11 protein-coding genes are annotated in these 16,226 nt (G+C 42.3%); 2 read left to right on the top strand and 9 right to left on the bottom strand.

The features are described 5' to 3' along the window. Positions 1 to 379: 379 nt before the first annotated feature. The 8 genes from J3P40_RS10360 to mnmE all read right to left on the bottom strand — a co-directional run bounded on the left by J3P40_RS10360 (position 380) and on the right by mnmE (position 11,774). Positions 380 to 877, bottom strand: coding sequence for a hypothetical protein (locus J3P40_RS10360; RefSeq protein WP_256005209.1), 498 nt, complete (start codon positions 875 to 877; stop codon positions 380 to 382). Continuing rightward, entirely contained in the window at positions 874 to 1,662 is a 789-nt protein-coding gene (locus J3P40_RS10355) for a response regulator (RefSeq protein ID WP_256005207.1), read from the bottom strand. The genes J3P40_RS10360 and J3P40_RS10355 overlap by 4 nt, the downstream gene beginning before the upstream one ends. Next, on the bottom strand, positions 1,652 to 5,623 hold the full coding sequence (locus J3P40_RS10350) for a histidine kinase (RefSeq protein WP_256005204.1): 3,972 nt from the start codon (positions 5,621 to 5,623) through the stop codon (positions 1,652 to 1,654). The genes J3P40_RS10355 and J3P40_RS10350 overlap by 11 nt, the downstream gene beginning before the upstream one ends. Further along, positions 5,620 to 7,944 carry a hypothetical protein gene (locus J3P40_RS10345; RefSeq protein WP_256005201.1) on the bottom strand — a complete coding sequence of 775 codons (2,325 nt, stop codon included), beginning with the start codon at positions 7,942 to 7,944 and terminating at the stop codon, positions 5,620 to 5,622. The genes J3P40_RS10350 and J3P40_RS10345 overlap by 4 nt, the downstream gene beginning before the upstream one ends. Before the next feature lie 468 nt (positions 7,945 to 8,412). Then, positions 8,413 to 8,727, bottom strand: coding sequence for a tRNA modification GTPase (locus J3P40_RS10340; RefSeq protein WP_370687727.1), 315 nt, complete (start codon positions 8,725 to 8,727; stop codon positions 8,413 to 8,415). 20 nt (positions 8,728 to 8,747) lie between these two features. Then, positions 8,748 to 9,998 carry a type II toxin-antitoxin system HipA family toxin gene (locus J3P40_RS10335; RefSeq protein WP_256005199.1) on the bottom strand — a complete coding sequence of 417 codons (1,251 nt, stop codon included), beginning with the start codon at positions 9,996 to 9,998 and terminating at the stop codon, positions 8,748 to 8,750. After that, positions 9,995 to 10,270 carry a helix-turn-helix domain-containing protein gene (locus J3P40_RS10330; RefSeq protein ID WP_256007067.1) on the bottom strand — a complete coding sequence of 92 codons (276 nt, stop codon included), beginning with the start codon at positions 10,268 to 10,270 and terminating at the stop codon, positions 9,995 to 9,997. The genes J3P40_RS10335 and J3P40_RS10330 overlap by 4 nt, the downstream gene beginning before the upstream one ends. A 136-nt stretch (positions 10,271 to 10,406) precedes the next feature. Further along, entirely contained in the window at positions 10,407 to 11,774 is a 1,368-nt protein-coding gene (gene mnmE, locus J3P40_RS10325; protein ID WP_256005197.1) for a tRNA uridine-5-carboxymethylaminomethyl(34) synthesis GTPase MnmE, read from the bottom strand. Positions 11,775 to 11,824: 50 nt separating this feature from the next. Here mnmE and J3P40_RS10320 point away from each other — a divergent pair, with 50 nt between their 5' ends. Continuing rightward, positions 11,825 to 12,958 (top strand): AI-2E family transporter, encoded by a 1,134-nt coding sequence (locus J3P40_RS10320; RefSeq protein WP_256005195.1) that lies wholly within the window; start codon positions 11,825 to 11,827, stop codon positions 12,956 to 12,958. Positions 12,959 to 12,967: 9 nt separating this feature from the next. Here the strand turns inward: J3P40_RS10320 and argS are convergent, their stop codons facing one another. After that, positions 12,968 to 14,734: an arginine--tRNA ligase gene (gene argS, locus J3P40_RS10315; protein WP_256005193.1), complete on the bottom strand. Its 1,767-nt coding sequence runs from the start codon at positions 14,732 to 14,734 to the stop codon at positions 12,968 to 12,970. Between the two features lie 48 nt (positions 14,735 to 14,782). Here argS and J3P40_RS10310 point away from each other — a divergent pair, with 48 nt between their 5' ends. Continuing rightward, entirely contained in the window at positions 14,783 to 16,225 is a 1,443-nt protein-coding gene (locus J3P40_RS10310; protein ID WP_256005190.1) for an arginine deiminase family protein, read from the top strand. Position 16,226 lies beyond the last annotated feature (1 nt).

The following is a 16,226-nucleotide window of genomic DNA, read 5'->3' as shown; positions in this document are numbered from 1 at the left end:
TTTTCTTATCTCACTTGTAGTCATTTCTAATCATTGATTCCAGAAATATGTTTCATCATCGCTTCCAGTAGACCATCGGTACAGGTCATCTTTTTGGCGCATATAAGCCTGCTATAGTTTCTTTCTTGAAGCTCTCTAAGTCAAAGTCTTCTTGTGTTGCCAGTTGATGTCCATAGTTTAAAATTACACTATTGACACAGTTTGAGAAACACCATCTTCGAACCGCAATATCCATGCGTTGCAGGGCTGTCGCGTTTTCTAAGGATACAGTGTCACAGGGGTTAATTTCTAGGGGTATGTATAGCCGCTCTAGAATCCTTTTGCAATGCAGAATCCTTTTTTATACTCATATAACCAGTGATTGAATCTTTTAATATTTTTATCTGATTTTGATGATCAAAAGGCTATCTCTCACATTTTTCAAATATCCATCCCTAAGCTTCAACTCTTTTTTCATTGACGAAACCTCTAAACTGTCTTGTTCATGCTTAGACATGTTGTAACTTTTTAGCCATAGCAGAAAGGAAACAATCATGATGAAATACTGAACAAAATGCTGGAAGCCAGAATTTGCAACTTGTAGTTCCTTAGTATAGTAAAAGCTTCTTAGTGACACTTTATCTTTGTTAATTGAGGTGTCCTTATCATAATCTTTTTCTAGGTGTTTAAATCTATTTGTGATTATTGCTGTAACCACTAGACCGAGGAATGCGCAGATCACACCAATCAAGGAAACTATAATGGCATCCCAAGCCATTCCAGAAGCTCTTGCAATTAGCGTGAGAATAGAACCAAAAGTTATACTAAAATGAATTGACCTTATCCAGTCAATGATATTGCTGCCAAGTCGTGCGGACCAGTGAATAAATAATTTCAATTTTTTTTTAATTTACTGATTAACAATTCAATGAGTGACACCCAGGAAGCTTCACCGAAACCAGCAACTTCAGTAGATTCAACAATAGCTTTATATGTCATTGTGATTTCGGATAAAACTGACTTGTCAATGTTTAAGGACAATTTCAAAGATTCAATTAGTTCAACCAGTAATTTCAGGCCTTTAGCTTTTTGCGGTAACTGGAAGCGAGAATTAGACTCTTTATGGATTTTGTGCAACTCTTCAAAGTACTTCAGCATGACATCAAGCTCTTCGCGGATTTTATCCTCTCTGGATTTATCTAAAAACAGCAAAATCTTCTTAAGCACCTGTTCTCTAAAAAAAATCTTTTGCAAAATCTCCTCCCCTGTGTAACCTTTCGAAATCCAATCTGTTGGTTGTTGAACCTCTGGCAGTTTTTTGCAAACATCGATCTGATTCCGATCTGTTCTGCTCAAAAAAAGAATTGGGATTGTTACATTTTCTTTACGGAGCTTTATAGCGAGATCCAAACCATTATCTGCATTGTGATTTCCCACAAGCATGTGGTCAATTAATAGGAGTTCGGGTTCAAACTCATTCAGCATTTTCAACAGGCCGTCAAAGGCATTTTTTTTTCGCACTTCCGAATACCTTTTATTCAGAAAAACTCTAACATGATCTAAAAAAGTAGTATACTCATTCTGGTTGGGGAATACCTCAAAGCTCGCACTTGTTAGGTAACCTCTAATGAGCGAAAATTGCATAGATTGATTTTCAATAATTGCTACTCGTCTATTTACCATCCTTCTTATTTTCTTTCAACGTTATTTCCACTATAAATTCTTTAAGTTCAGAGGTTATAGTTCTTTCATCAAATGTCATCTCCCCAAGTTTGAACTCTGTTAGAATAGTATTGATCAACTCTATACCAGATGAATAATCATAGCTTTTGATATTCTTTTTCTCCCTTATTTTGTCAAGTTCACCGTCCCTTAACGCTGGTCCTGTATTAGTTATTCGTAAAATAAGATTGGTTGACACTCTTCTTGCACCGACAGTTACGGTATTTGAGGTAACCAGTTGATTGTAATTATCCCGAAGTTCTTCTAAGAAAATCCATCTGTTTTTTTTTGCATTGACAAAAATTTCAAAGCAAAACATTTCCATCAAATCTGGATCAAAATTGAATTCAATATCATCTGGAATATCCAGATGGACAGATAGCTTCGATGCCTCTTCGCGGTTTTCTACTTCTGCGAATGAAAATATTTGGGTAACCATATCCCCCAACCCCTTAAAAAAATCTGCCTCCAGCGTTCTATTTCCTACCTGAAAAAAGCTTTTAAATATCCTGAGAATCCTTTCATCTGTAATCTGCATTCTTTGCGCTTGGGCAAACTCCTCTTTCTTCTCTATAAGTAAACGTTGAACCTTAAGCAGCGTATAAACGATTTGCTTGTATTTCTCGCCTTCTCGCTCCGCAATATTAATTAGCATTTCCTTTCCATGCCCGCTCAAAATTGACATTTTTCTTTTCATCTCGGTGAGCTGCCAATTTCTAAACTCATCATTTTCATGATGGTTCTTTATAAATATACTCAGTGAATCTCGGATCAATAGAAGATATCCAGGGATGTCAAGATCTGTCATTGTCATTAAACCAGTGATATGTTTATAATAAAAACCCATTATCCCCTGTGCTTTCTGATCTCTTACACCCGGACCACGCTTGTTTAACCTTATAAGCAGGAGGCGATTATATGCACCAGAGATAACGTCCTTACTCAATTCTGGCAGGTCCCTTTCTTCAGCTGTATCATACAAGTCTTCCCATTGTCCATGTTCATTTCTGGCAAGCTCAACTATCGTGCGGTAGTAATTTTTATTTCGTGAGGAACCTTTTCTTCTTCCGTTCAGAAAGTCGGCGAAATATCCCATCTCTCCTGTATTCCATTTCGAGGCATCTAGCTCGATAGTATCGTTTTCATTTTTATTATAAGCAAAAAATGCATTATCTGTGTTATCATTGACGATCAAAAAAGCGCCCGGAGTGGGTAGTCCATAATCCGGAAATAACTCGGTCAGCTTACTCATAATATAATCTGCCTTATCATCAAGATTGATAGCTCCTTTTTTGTGCAAATCATATTCTATGAAATATTTAAGCCATAGGTAATTCAAAAAGCTACTGTTATTTAAAGCATCTGGCCTAGCGACTTTCTCGAAGAATAGATTGATCGATCTAAAACGATGTTCATCAGCAATTGCAGGCTTCTTCAAAAATTCAACGATCTTATCGTTCACATATTCGATAGTATAACTCTTTTTTTTAGTTAAATAGAGCTCCTTCCATGCAGGGTCTTGGCTAATGTTCTCATAAAATCGCTGGACGATTACCCAACATTCCAATTTGATGATTCGATAGATTTGTTTCAGGCGTGGATGATTTTCCTTAGCTAAAACCTTAACATTATCAGCAATTTTAATCGCCCTTGCTTCGTTCCTCAGCAAAAGTTCTTTGATTTGGGCGGTGTAAAAAACTGGAAATTCCTTGATTTTGTTCAACGCATCTTCAATGTCCTTAGGCAAAACTTCGAGAACATCCATTTGTTCTCCTGTTCTTTCTCCACTGATTATGCCTTGTAGTTGCTTGATTAATTTTGGTATGCCATTTTTCCCATATATATCTATGATAAATAACAAAAATTCTTTTGACAACAAGTAATTTGAATTTAGCAATCCAGCCCTTCTGATTAAGAACTTCAAGTCCTGAAATTGCTTATATTTTAAAGTTTCTGATTTTAGACTGATTTTCAGTTCTTCAACAAAATTAATCAGCATATTTAACACCCATCCAAATACCTTAGTTCTCAATGGCTTGTATTGTACGAATGGCGATTGTGTCAAGACCTTAAGATATGCATAATCGATTTCTGATAATTCCGATCGGTAGATATACTTGGTGACACCGTCTATTGGTGAACGAGTCCTCTTGTTCAAATCCTGCATAAAAGCGGGAAAGTTGTTTAGTTTATAATCATCAGTTGCTTTAAAATATTGGTAAATCCGATGAGTGGCTACCAACATCATCAAATGTCTTTCAGCTTTGTCGCTGTGAACAACTTTAGGTTCAGGGGTTTCCTCTGTATTTAACTTTCTTGCTTGTTTATAAAAATGAACACGCAGACTGTCCAGCATGCAACTTTTGGCCAACTCCAGGTATCTTTGCTCCTCCACCTGCAGAGGAGAAACTTCATCGGGTCGCAATGAAGTATACAAATGGAGGTTCGCAAATGCGTAGAACTGTCGGCTATCATCAATTTTTTCGCTAACGCTTCTATAAATCAGTGGTTGAGATTTATTTAATAGGAAGAAACACCCTTTTATGCCATTTGGAGTATTGCGATTTCCCAAACTAGTGTTGTCGGCTAAGCTGAAATCTCCACTCAAACCTAATTTTGACTCTTCTACACTGTTTAAGTTTTGATCACTAACTAAGCTGGTCTGGACAAATTGATAAATATTTTCGAAAGCACTTCCGGATTTAAGTGAATCGTCGATAAAATAAATACGATCGGCTTCAATTATCTCTCTTCCATAAACAATTTTAAAATTTTGAATGTAGTCGTTGGATGCATCATAATGAATGATGTTAGCTGAGGCGGAAAACAGAGTTTCGTTAATAAGGTTAATGAAAGCAGAGTTTGAATAGTGGCATGCCGAAATTAGAATCACCCGGTGTGTCTCTTTATACTGGGATTTAAAAACTCTTGATTCTTTGATACCCCTCAGCCATAGTCCAACGGCAACGAGATTTTTATCTAGAAATTCCTCAGAATTAATTCCATACAGAAAATGCCGGTTATTCCTTGTATGATGACCGTATTTAACCGAGTTAGAATCAATTTGGTAAACACGATTGAGATCGGCACTTTCGATGTTACGACCTTTTGGGACATCAAATATAATTGAAGGTGTTACGGCTGTCCTGTCAGTTTCATATAATGGTAATTCCTTTCTGGGATCATTTTTTGCATTACTATCCAAAGGATGACAGCGCAAGCATTCTTCTACTTTATACCATTGTGTCGATACAGATAGGTAATACTTCTGTGGTCTTATCTGTTGAGCTCCGTCATTTACATAAAATGCCTTAACATCAATAATTTTCTCATTTGCTTTTTTACTTTCCCAACCAAACGAGCGTTCGATCTCTGAAATTTCATCATTAGGGTTTCCATCTGATACGTAAAGGACATTAAAATGTGGCTTTATGAAATATGGCAACTGCTTATTCTTTAGCCCAATGAAAAGCTTGATAAGCTGGTGCTCAATTTTTACGGCAGTACTAAAAGTACTGGCAATTGGCACAATAATAACCACGGTATTTAAAATATTGAAGGTCTTACAGAGTTTTAAACTCTGTGCATCTTCAAACAGATTGTGGTTTAATTTATCAGGCCTAAGGTTCCACTTAATCCTTAAGAATTTATCAACAAGACTCAATAATAGTGCGGAATACATTTCATACCCCACTAATGTTAGTCCATTTTTTTTTACATCCTCCAATTTCCCACAATTTTCAATTTGGTCTGCAATGTCTTTAGCTAGAATAAAGGCTACCCGACTTGCGAAAAAACCATTTTGAAAAAAACGTTTTGCATAATAAAAATCTGAGATGTGAATTTTAGATCCGATCCTGAAATGAGAATCAGCGATCTTAAAGCCAGGTAGTCCAGAGATGATACTTTCTAAATTACTCATTTGGCTAACTTTATTTCGTTTTGTAGTAGTACCCGGGCATTGTGTTCAAAAAGCGTAGTGGAACCGATTCCTTTAAAAATAAGGTCAAATGGTAACAAAGTACTATTGTTATAAAATGCAACTCCTGTATTCGTACGAACCAATTCCCCGTACCGATCTACCTCATGCTTTAGCCGTTTCCTGCTACTTAGGGTAGTAGAGTTGAAACTGGTTTGATTAACAATCCAGTTCATATTGATAAAATCTGCTCGTTGTTTCCCCCATAGGACATCCGCGAAATAAAAACGTCCCGTGCTGATCTCAATGTAACTGTAAATAATAGTCGCAATATTGGAATTCCAGTAGTCAAGGTTTCTTCCTTTACTAAAATCACCATTTAGGGCAATCAATTTTAGATATGTTTCATTTTTAATATTTGAGACTGCTAATTGCAGAGTTGGATGATGCAGTTCCCAATTACCTAGTAACCTAAACAGGCTACTTTCATCCAGGTCAGTTTCTTCTAAGTCCAGGCAAACCAGAAGACGTTGTGGGCTTAATGTACTTGGAATGGAATTCATCGTTTGATCGAGAGCTATCCATAACTTTTGCTCCTCAATACGAGAGCGTACCGCTCGTAGTTTAGGTTGGACTATTAGTATGTAGGTTTTATACAAATCTTTGCCAAGTGTCTCCAATAGCACTGGATCATCGGCATATACCACCTCATAAGTTAATAGCTCCTCTATGCCTTTGACATCTCTGGCTGTAGTTTCCAGCGGAATACTTGGTGCGTGAGGCAAAATCGTCCGGTATGCTTCAGAACGTCTAATAGGTAAGATAATGCGATAATTTGTACCTAATGTGATGGGATTTAGATTTGCCATATGTTTTTTTGGCACTACAGCAGCGGTACGCTTCGAAGAGTCTTGATCATAAGTGGAAGCTATGATTAATCCCTTATTCGTTTGAATTAGTTTTGAAAAACTCAAAAGCCCAAAATGAGCGATACTTCGTTTGGATTGTTGATTCAATTGTTGTTTTTCAGTATCCAGCAGGTTTTGAAAACCAACTGAACCGTCTTTTAGCATGCGAATGTCTTCTGTGATCAAATTACTGATACGGTCTCTACTGTCGGCATTTTGTATTAAACTTTCACTGTTGACAATCAATGTAGAAACTACTCCTTTAGTGCCAAGATCCACAACATTAATGTCTAAAAAAGTATAATGTCCAAACGCTCCCTGCTTAAGGAATTGATTATAGGAGCGATAGACGTCAAGGTTACCAATGTCCTGTTCTTGGAGTTCTGCAAACCTTGTTTCGCCAATTCTCCTAATTGTGATCGCTCCAGTTGGAGGGTCTGCATGATCTCTTATATTTTTAGCAAGTTCACGCAAGCCTGCAACTAAGTCTTTAGTAAAGTCCCAAAGTTCAAATATTTTTGTGGTAAACCGTTCTTTGGTATCTTCATTCAGAACATCCTTGTCGCTCTCTTTATCTACCAATGACTCAGATGATATAAGTGTGCTAAAAACAAAATGATAAATCAGCGAACGATTGCTTAAGTCATAAAAAACTGGCTTGATGGAACGGTAATAGTCGTAAGCAGTGGCATTGACTAGACTTCCCGCTTGTATTTTCTTTTTCCCATCAAAATTGGATAGCGTATACTCATCCTCGAAATAAAAATGCAAGGCTTTAGCCTCATCCAAAGATCTGTAAAAGGCACTTATAGCAAGGTTTACTAATGTTTGCTCGCGGTCTTTAGGAGGAGACCTCATCAGTATGAAATAACTGAGTGCTTTTCTTAAATCCTCACTAGAACTCTGCCAAATAACTTCTTTTGGCAGCCGGTCAAGCTGGGAGCCAATTTTCAACTGCAAGGGGCTGTCAAAGAGTGCATCGAAAGATTCTTGATCAGCTGTAATGTGTAAAAAAGGAAAAAAATCTTTTCTGTTTACAAGCCATCGTTCTGGATAAGCTCTAGCGCGTTTTAAGTCGAAATTAAAGGTACTAGTTCCGAGTAACAATAAAAATGGAGATACGCCAGACGACAAATAGGTATAAGTCCCGGCCTGCATCAGAAAATATTGGAATTTATCATCCGTAAGATTGACTGGATTAAAAGGCAGATCAACTGTTATTTTTAAATCTTTTATCTGAAGTTTAAATAGCGCAGCATAAGTCATCAATAGAAAATCTACTCCCAGAACTTTTTTTGATGCTTTTATATAAATTGTTTTGTCAGGTTCCCTACCAGATTGTATCTTCTGGAAAAGGGTTACACATTCCTGAATTTCTTTTCGAGCGATGTATTCTCCGACGTTAAGTATTGGCATAAAGCGTTAGTATTTGACATTTAGGTAATTAAACTTAATCATTATTTTACAAATGTCAAATCCAACGCATGTTGATTGACTAAACATACTAGAGTCGATACCAATGCATGTCACCCTACCGTGTTCGATTCTGCAAACATGGTATGCGAAATAAAGACATACGATAGTAAAAGATATGATCAGAATCTATCAAGGAGTTTCAGTCTAAACAAGCTTTTGTTATTGTAATGGAGTCTGCTGTATTGTGGATATGAACATCCAACCTGCGAGTATAGTGAAGAAATCTGATAGTAGCTCTTATGACAATTGTTCCAAACATCTTTTAAAGTTGACAAAACTCACGGCTCACTTAAAGCTCTGCCGGATACTCCAGCCATTATTTGCAGTGTTATACTCGGTTCCCCCAATAAAAGAATGCTTCCAGCTTAACGAAAGTATAGTGCTATACTTGTTAGTGTTCTTGCCCCACTACTTCCCGATACAAAACTTTCTAAAAATATTCTCTAGCAAATCATCAGTCGTCACCTGCCCCGTAATCTCTCCAAGATAATGCAAGGCCTGTTTAATATCCATCGCCAGGAAGTCTGAGGTAACGGGATTGACTAGTCCTTCCGATACGCTGTCTAGTGCTGCTTTGGTGCGTTGCAGGGCTTCTACGTGGCATATGTTGGTGACCATGGTTTGGTCGGTGGATAGTTTGTCGCCTATGGCGTTTTCGTACAGCAATTGCTTTAGTTCTTCGATGTGTATTTTCTCTTTGGCTGAAACGGATAGGAAGGCGATATCTGAGGGCAGGTCGAGGTCTACAGGCTTGAATTCTGATAGATCGGATTTGTTAGGGCCTTGTTGACCAAGTCAACATTAGCCTTTGCCACATGATGATTTTTAGCCAAGGTACTCCATCCATTTAAAGCATCTTTCGTTTGATCGATAGTCTCCTTTACAAAGCTTTTGGACAGTTTAGCATCCGAACCAAGCTTAATTAAATCCTTAATTTTTGGATTGCGACCTTCGCCCATTACCATGGTGCTCTGCTCGCCGTTGGGGCCGCTAGAAAAGGTAAGATCATAAGCCGGGGCAAGTTTCCAGGTCCCGTTTTCACTCATCAGGAAACTGAAGTTCTTGGCATGGTCGTCGCGGTTATGCGCGAGTACGTTGAATACGGCCAGGCGGTACATTTGCTCCACCTCCCTGATATCTTTAGTTAAGGCTCCGGTTAGGTTCAATAGGTCTTCATAGTCCAGAGATGGGGTTCTGAAATCACTATGCAGCAAACCGCTGGCGGTATGCATGTGCAGGCGTTTGTTTCCCTCCCTGTCAAAACGCTTAACGGCAAAATACCCAGCACCTTTTTGTGACGGAAACAAATGGACTTCCGGCAAAAGAACTCCGGCCTGCTTGGCCATCAAGGCATAGACGTATTCAATTGCCCCCGCATCCTGCCCATCTTGGGTATTGGCAAATTTGACGAGCCACGATTCAAAACCGTCAGCGAGCTTCCCTGTACCATGAGTGATCAGTTTGCGATCATCACTGATCGCAACGAGCGCTTTGGGACGGGCACCAGCGGATGATCCGTTTAATGCCAGCAACGCTTTGATAAAATCTTCAGAACTGCCTTGCAGTACTTCTTCTGTCTGTATGGCCAGATGGTCAAGATTTATATTTTCCTGGTCGTCTGCAGGACTCTTATCCGGTTCGTAAACTAATGCGCCCATTCCTGATGAGCCCACGTGCGCCAGACGGTCCAGCGGAGAAATATCGCCCGGTGATATGCCCTGTGATCTCATAAGACGGTCAAACAATAGTCGTCCCCATCCATCGGGTAAACTATCATTAAAGACTCCGGCCAGCCCTTCAAATGGCTGTTGAGGCAATTCTATGACCCTGCGTTGCAACTGCAAACGAAAAGGTGAGATTTCTAAGCCTTTCTGAATGAATGCATCGTTGTATTCAAAATAGATGACCCGGTTGCGGATAGCAAGACGCCCTACTGGTTGAACTTCTAACCCAAAGTCCAAACCCACCTTTACCTCTGTTACTGGGGCACTCATTTCTTACGCCCTCTTTTTCTGGTTATGGTATCCGTGTCATTCAGCACCTCATCTATTGATTTAAAAACCGGCTTCGGTGGTTTCAACAGATCGATGATCTCTTCCATTCCACCAACTACCATCAGGACTTTTAAAAAGGATTCCATAGATATTGAGCCCTTTTGTTCAAACTTTCTTAATGTGGCTAGCGGAACACCAGACCGTGCTGCTAATCCTTCCTGTGTTAGTTCCATTGACAAACGTCGGGCTCGAATGTGTTCTGCTATCTTCATTTGAGCTTTAGCTGGTGATATAAGTGGCATCATGGTAATAGTTATATTAAGTTTTTACCTATTACTAATACTATAGTATCACAAATATAACTAATTTCAGACAGAGTTAAACGATGAAGCTTGTCTGCTCATGTACCTACTTCCCTATACAAAACTTACTAAAAATATTTTCCAGCAAATCATCAGTCGTCACCTGCCCTGTAATCTCACCCAGATAGTGTAACGCCTGCTTAATGTCCATCGCCAGGAAGTCTGAAGTAACGGGGTTCACTAGTCCTTCTGATACGCTGTCTAACGCGGCTTTGGTGCGTTGCAGGGCTTCTACGTGGCGTATATTGGTGACCATGGTTTGGTCGGTGCTTAGTTTGTCGCCGATGGCGTTTTCGTACAGCAATTGCTTTAGTTCCTCAATATGTATTTTTTCTTTGGCGGAGACGGATAGGAATGCGATATCTGAGGGCAGGTCGAGGTTCATCGGCTTAAATGCTGACAGATCGGATTTGTTGGCGATGGCCAGGAAGGGTACGCCGGGTTTATACAGGCGCAGAATGTCTTCTCTGATCTCGGCCTGGCTAAGTTCGGCGGCGTCAAAGAGGTAGACGAGCAGGGCAGTCTGACTGATCTTCTGCATGGTTTTTTCTACGCCTATGGCTTCTATGGTGTCTGTGGCTTCGCGTATTCCGGCGGTATCGATAAGCCTGAAGTTGATGCCGTTGATGTTGAGCAGCTCTTCTATGGTGTCTCTGGTGGTACCGGCAATATCGCTCACGATGGCCCGCTCTTCGTTGAGCAGGGCGTTGAGCAGTGTCGATTTTCCCGCGTTTGGTCGGCCCGCAATTACGGTATTGATCCCTGTCTTGATCACATTCCCGAGTTCAAAGGAGCGGATGAGTTTGTTGAGCACAACGGTGATCTTGCTGATGAGTTCCTGCAGCTGGTCGCGATTGGCAAACTCCACGTCTTCTTCTGCAAAGTCGAGCTCCAGCTCTATCATGGAAGCGAAATGGATGAGTTGTTCACGCAGCTCGTTGAGTTCGTTACTGAACCCTCCCCTCAACTGGTTCATGGCTACCTGGTGGGCTGCTTCGGAATCTGAAGAGATCAGATCGGCAACGGCCTCAGCCTGAGAAAGATCTAGTCCCCCGTTTAAAAAGGCTCTTAAGGTAAATTCGCCGGGCTTTGCCGCAGCGGCGCCGTGGCGGATCAGGAGACCGATGATCTGTTGTATGATATAATTGGAACCGTGACAGGAGATTTCGACGACGTTTTCCTTGGTGTATGATTTCGGGGCGATGAACAGCCCGACCACCACTTCATCGATCACGGTATCGCCGTCTTTGATCAGTCCGAAATGCAGGGTATGCGAGGCCTGTTTGCTGAGGTCTTTCCCGGCAAATACGTTGTTGACGATTGAAACGGCTTCTTTTCCGGATAGTCGGATGACGCCTATGGCGCCTGCGCCGGGCGGGGTTGATAAAGCGACGATGGTTTCATTTGTGATCATTGTACAAAACTAGACAAACATTTTATACCTTGTAGTGTTAAGATTGCATCATGTCAAATTTACCGCTTACCGTTCGCCGCTCCATTGAGCTTTTAGGGATTGTGTTGTTGGGTTATATCCTGGTACTGGGAAATGACATCATCATGCCTATTATCATGGCATTTTTTATCAGCATTGTCTTATTGCCGGTGTACCGCTACCTGAGGAAGATCAGAATGCCGGAGGCGCTGGCGATCATCTTGCCGATACTGATGCTGGCGATATTTCTGGCGGGGATCATTTGGTTCTTCTCTGCGCAGGTGGGCATGCTCGTGAAGGATTTCCCGCAGATTAAGGAGAACGTGGCGATTCACCTGAATGCTTTAAGTGAATGGATCAGCAGGATAAGCGACTTTTCTACGAAGGAGCAGATCAAGTTTATTAATGATAAGAGCAATGATCTGCTGGGTATGGCCGGAAAGGCTGCGAGCAGTACGGCGGTGACTTTAAGCTCGATCTTTGTTTTTGTGGGTTTACTGCCCATATACATTTACCTGATGCTCTTCTATAAGGACTTGTTGCTGAGGTTTGTGTTCATGTGGTTTAGGGAGGGTGATCATCCTAAGGTTAAGGAAGCTGTATATGAAACGGAAGCGATCATTAAGAATTACCTGGTAGGTTTGCTGATCCAGGTGACGTATATGACGATTTTGCTGGGGGGTATTTTGATGCTGGTGGGGATTAAGCATGCGCTCCTGATCGGGGTGATTTTCGCGGTGCTGAACTTGATCCCTTATGTGGGTGCATTGATCGGCAACCTGATCGGGGTATTGCTTACGCTGACCTCTTCTACGGAGCTGTGGCCGGTGATTACGGTTTTGCTGGTGATTGCCGGGGTACAGTTTCTGGACAACAACATCTTAATGCCGAGAATAGTGGGCTCTAAGGTGAAGATCAATGCTTTGTTTGCCATTCTGGGGGTGATTGTGGGCGGCAGCATTGCCGGGGTTTCCGGAATGTTCCTGTCTATGCCTGTGATCGCTGTGCTCAAGGTGATCTTCGACCGTACGCAGATGTTTAAGCAATGGGGCGTATTGCTGGGCGATGAGCGCCCGGCCAAAAGTCCGATGCTTTCGAGACAGCAACGCCAGAAGGAGGATGTTTCAACCAAGCCGGGCGTGGAAAAGACGAAGGAGAAGGACTAAGCCTATCCCCTACATTCTTTCTGGTACTTCAATACCGAGCAGGCGCATACCTCTTTTGAGTACGCTGGCGGTAACTGCGCAGAGATTTAACCTGAATTGCTTTAGGTTGTTGTCTTCTTCTTTAATGATTGGCGGTACCTCGTGATAGAACTTGTTGAAGAGTTTGGCGACTTCGTATAGATAGTTGGCCAGTGTAGCCGGGCTGTGTGCCGCTGCTGCTTCCTGTAATTCGGACGGGTACTTTGCTAATAACATCACCATATCGCGCTCTGAGGCATTGATGGCTGCTTCCACAGGGCTGTCTTGTACATAGGCTGCCTTAGCCAGCAGGGAGCGGATCCTTGCGTGGGTGTATTGGATAAAGGGACCGGTGTTTCCCTGGAAGTCGATAGACTCCTTAGGATCAAACAGCAGGCGTTTTTTAGGTTCTACCTTCAGCAGGAAGTACTTTAAGGCGCCCATACCGATGTTGTAGTACAGGTTGGCTTTTTCTGCCTCGTCGAAATCGTTGGTTTTACCCAATACTTCTGTTTTGATTCTGGCGGTCTCGACCATCTCTTCGATCAGGTCGTCGGCGTCGACCACCGTTCCTTCCCGGGATTTCATTTTACCGCTGGGGAGGTCGACCATCCCATACGATAAGTGATACAGCCCTTTGGCCCAGCTTTTACCTAGTTTCTCAAGAATGAGGAACAAAACCTTGAAGTGGTAGTCCTGCTCATTGCCTACCACATAGATAGATTCCTCCGTACCGAAGTCGTCATATTTCATCTGCGCGGTTCCCAGATCCTGGGTGATGTACACAGAGGTGCCGTCTGCACGCAGCACCAGCTTCTCATCGAGTCCGTCGGCCGTCAGGTCGATCCACACGGAACCATCGGGCTTCTTGAAGAATACCCCTTTGGCAAGCCCCTCTTCTACCGTGTCTTTACCCAGCAGATAGGTATTGCTTTCATAATAGTATTTATCGAAATCGACCCCCAGTTTGTTATAGGTGATGCCAAAGCCTTGATACACCCAGCCGTTCATGGTCTCCCACAGACTGATCACCTCGGCATCGCCGGATTCCCAGAGCTGGAGCATCTTCTGCGCTTCTTTGATGAGCGGCGCATTCTTTTTGGCTTCCTCTTCTGTCTGCCCCGCAGCTTTCAGCTCGTCGATCTGCTTCTTATATTCTTTATCGAACACCACGTAGTACTTCCCTACCAAGTGGTCGCCCTTCATCCCGGTACTTTCGGGCGTTTCGCCGTTACCCCATTTTTGCCAGGCCAACATCGACTTGCAGATATGGATGCCGCGGTCGTTCACCAGGTTCACTTTAGTAACCTCGCATCCGACGGCTTTAAGGAGTTCTGCCACGGAATAACCAAGCAGGTTATTTCTAACGTGACCCAGGTGGAGTGGTTTATTGGTGTTGGGTGAGGAATATTCTACCATCACTTTACGGCCGTTGGAGGGGAAGGTACCGAAGTCGGGCTGTAAGAGTGCTGTATTGAACAGGTTAACCCAGAATGCATCGGAGATACTCAGGTTTAGAAAGCCTTTTACGACATTGAAGCCGGTGACTTCTTCCAGCTTTTCGACGAGGTAATTGCCCAGGTCTTGTGCGGTTTGCTCGGGCGATTTTTTGGAATGGCGGACGATTGGAAACACGACAATGGTGACCTGTCCTTCAAATTCTTTTCTTGTATCTTGTATATTGATGACACTACGGGGTACTTCTTCCTGGTATAGATGCTTGATTCCCTCTACTGCAGCGCTGATGATAAATTCCATGGTCAAAAGTACATAAATTGAGTAGATTTGCCATAACTAGAACTTATTATGATCGAGCAAAACCAAAATTTTCGTGTAAGCGTAAGCACCGAGATCGGCAGGCTGCGTAAGCTTCTGATCCATAGTCCGGACAGCGGTCTTGGAAAAGTTGTACCATCAAAGGCTCAGGACTGGCTTTTTGAGGATATTGTACATCTGGATACCATCCGGCGGCATGAATACGACTATTATGTTAAACTTTTGATGTATTTCCTCGATCCGGATAAGATTAAAGGGAAGTTGAAAAATATTGATTCTGAGGAAGCAAACCGTGGCTTTTACAAGCCTGACCACGCGGATTTCCATAATTCTTCTTCGGTGATCGAAATCCAGAATTTGCTGGCGGATATTTTGGCGGACGACTCGATCCGCAAGAAGCTGGTGGCTTCTGTATGTGCAATAGAGGGCTGCACCTATAGGCTTCAGCAGCAGATGATTGAGACAGATCCTAAGGAGCTTGCGAAGATCTTTATTTCGGGGAGCCTGGACGATGAGCATATGATCTTTGCGCCTATCCCTAACCTGATTTTTACGCGTGATGTGGGCATCACGATCAATAAGCATATCCTGCTCAACAAGCCGGCTAAGAAGGCGCGCAGCAGGGAGACTTTACTAATGCGATATGTGTTTTTTAATCACCCGGTTTTTGAGGCTTATCGCGACAATATCCTAGAGATACCTGATGCGGCGCAGCATTTTCTGCGTCCGGGTGAGGAAGAGGATCACCGCACCACACTTGAGGGTGGTGATGTGATGATGGTGAGCCCGAATCATGTGCTGATCGGTTGCAGCGAGCGTACCTCGGCTTATGGTGCCAATGAAGCGATTAAGCTGTTGTTTGATAACAACGTGGTGGAGAAGGTGACGGTGATCAAGATTCCGAACAAGCGGGATTTTATGCATATAGACACGGTATTTACGCAGGTGAAACGTAATGTGTGGACGCTGCTGAGTACGATATTCCGGAATCAGCAAAGCTCAGATGATGAACCGATCAGGCATCTGCTGGAGCCTGACAACCGGGATGCGACGGAGATTAAACAGTTTGTGAAGGGACAAAAGCTGCCGGTTAGTTTTGAGAATATTGAGGCGCTGCTGGATGATATCAGTCAGAATGATCTGAAAAGCGATGCGCCTACCAGGTTTATTTACAGCGGCAACGGTGCCTTTCCTTACGATGCGCGGGAGCAGTGGACGGACTCCTGTAATTTGCTTGCCATAAAAGAGGGTGTGGTTTTGGGGTACGACCGGAACGACAAAACCGTTGAGGCCTTTAAGAGCAATGGTTTTGCGGTGGTGAAAGTTCAGGATTTGCTGCAGGAGCTGGAAAACGGAACGAAAAATGTGGAAGAGATTACGGATACGTTGATCCTGATGCCTTCCGCCGAACTTTCGAGGGCGCGCGGCGGGTTTCATTGTATGAGTCTTCCTATTCTTAGAGATATGATATAGT

The sequence above is a fragment of the Pedobacter deserti genome, assembly GCF_024436415.1.
Taxonomy (GTDB): Bacteria; Bacteroidota; Bacteroidia; order Sphingobacteriales; family Sphingobacteriaceae; genus Pedobacter; species Pedobacter faecalis.
The sequence above is the reverse complement of the archived record's forward strand: the minus strand, read 5'-3'. Positions and strand labels throughout refer to the sequence as shown.

Coding starts and splice junctions, on each gene's coding strand:
- J3P40_RS10355 (WP_256005207.1), bottom strand. CDS start 1,662: ATGGTAAATAGACGAGTAGCAATTATTGAAAATCAATCTATGCAATTT.
- J3P40_RS10350 (WP_256005204.1), bottom strand. CDS start 5,623: ATGAGTAATTTAGAAAGTATCATCTCTGGACTACCTGGCTTTAAGATC.
- J3P40_RS10345 (WP_256005201.1), bottom strand. CDS start 7,944: ATGCCAATACTTAACGTCGGAGAATACATCGCTCGAAAAGAAATTCAG.
- J3P40_RS10335 (WP_256005199.1), bottom strand. CDS start 9,998: ATGAGTGCCCCAGTAACAGAGGTAAAGGTGGGTTTGGACTTTGGGTTA.
- J3P40_RS10330 (WP_256007067.1), bottom strand. CDS start 10,270: ATGAAGATAGCAGAACACATTCGAGCCCGACGTTTGTCAATGGAACTA.
- mnmE (WP_256005197.1), bottom strand. CDS start 11,774: ATGATCACAAATGAAACCATCGTCGCTTTATCAACCCCGCCCGGCGCA.
- J3P40_RS10320 (WP_256005195.1), top strand. CDS start 11,825: ATGTCAAATTTACCGCTTACCGTTCGCCGCTCCATTGAGCTTTTAGGG.
- argS (WP_256005193.1), bottom strand. CDS start 14,734: ATGGAATTTATCATCAGCGCTGCAGTAGAGGGAATCAAGCATCTATAC.
- J3P40_RS10310 (WP_256005190.1), top strand. CDS start 14,783: ATGATCGAGCAAAACCAAAATTTTCGTGTAAGCGTAAGCACCGAGATC.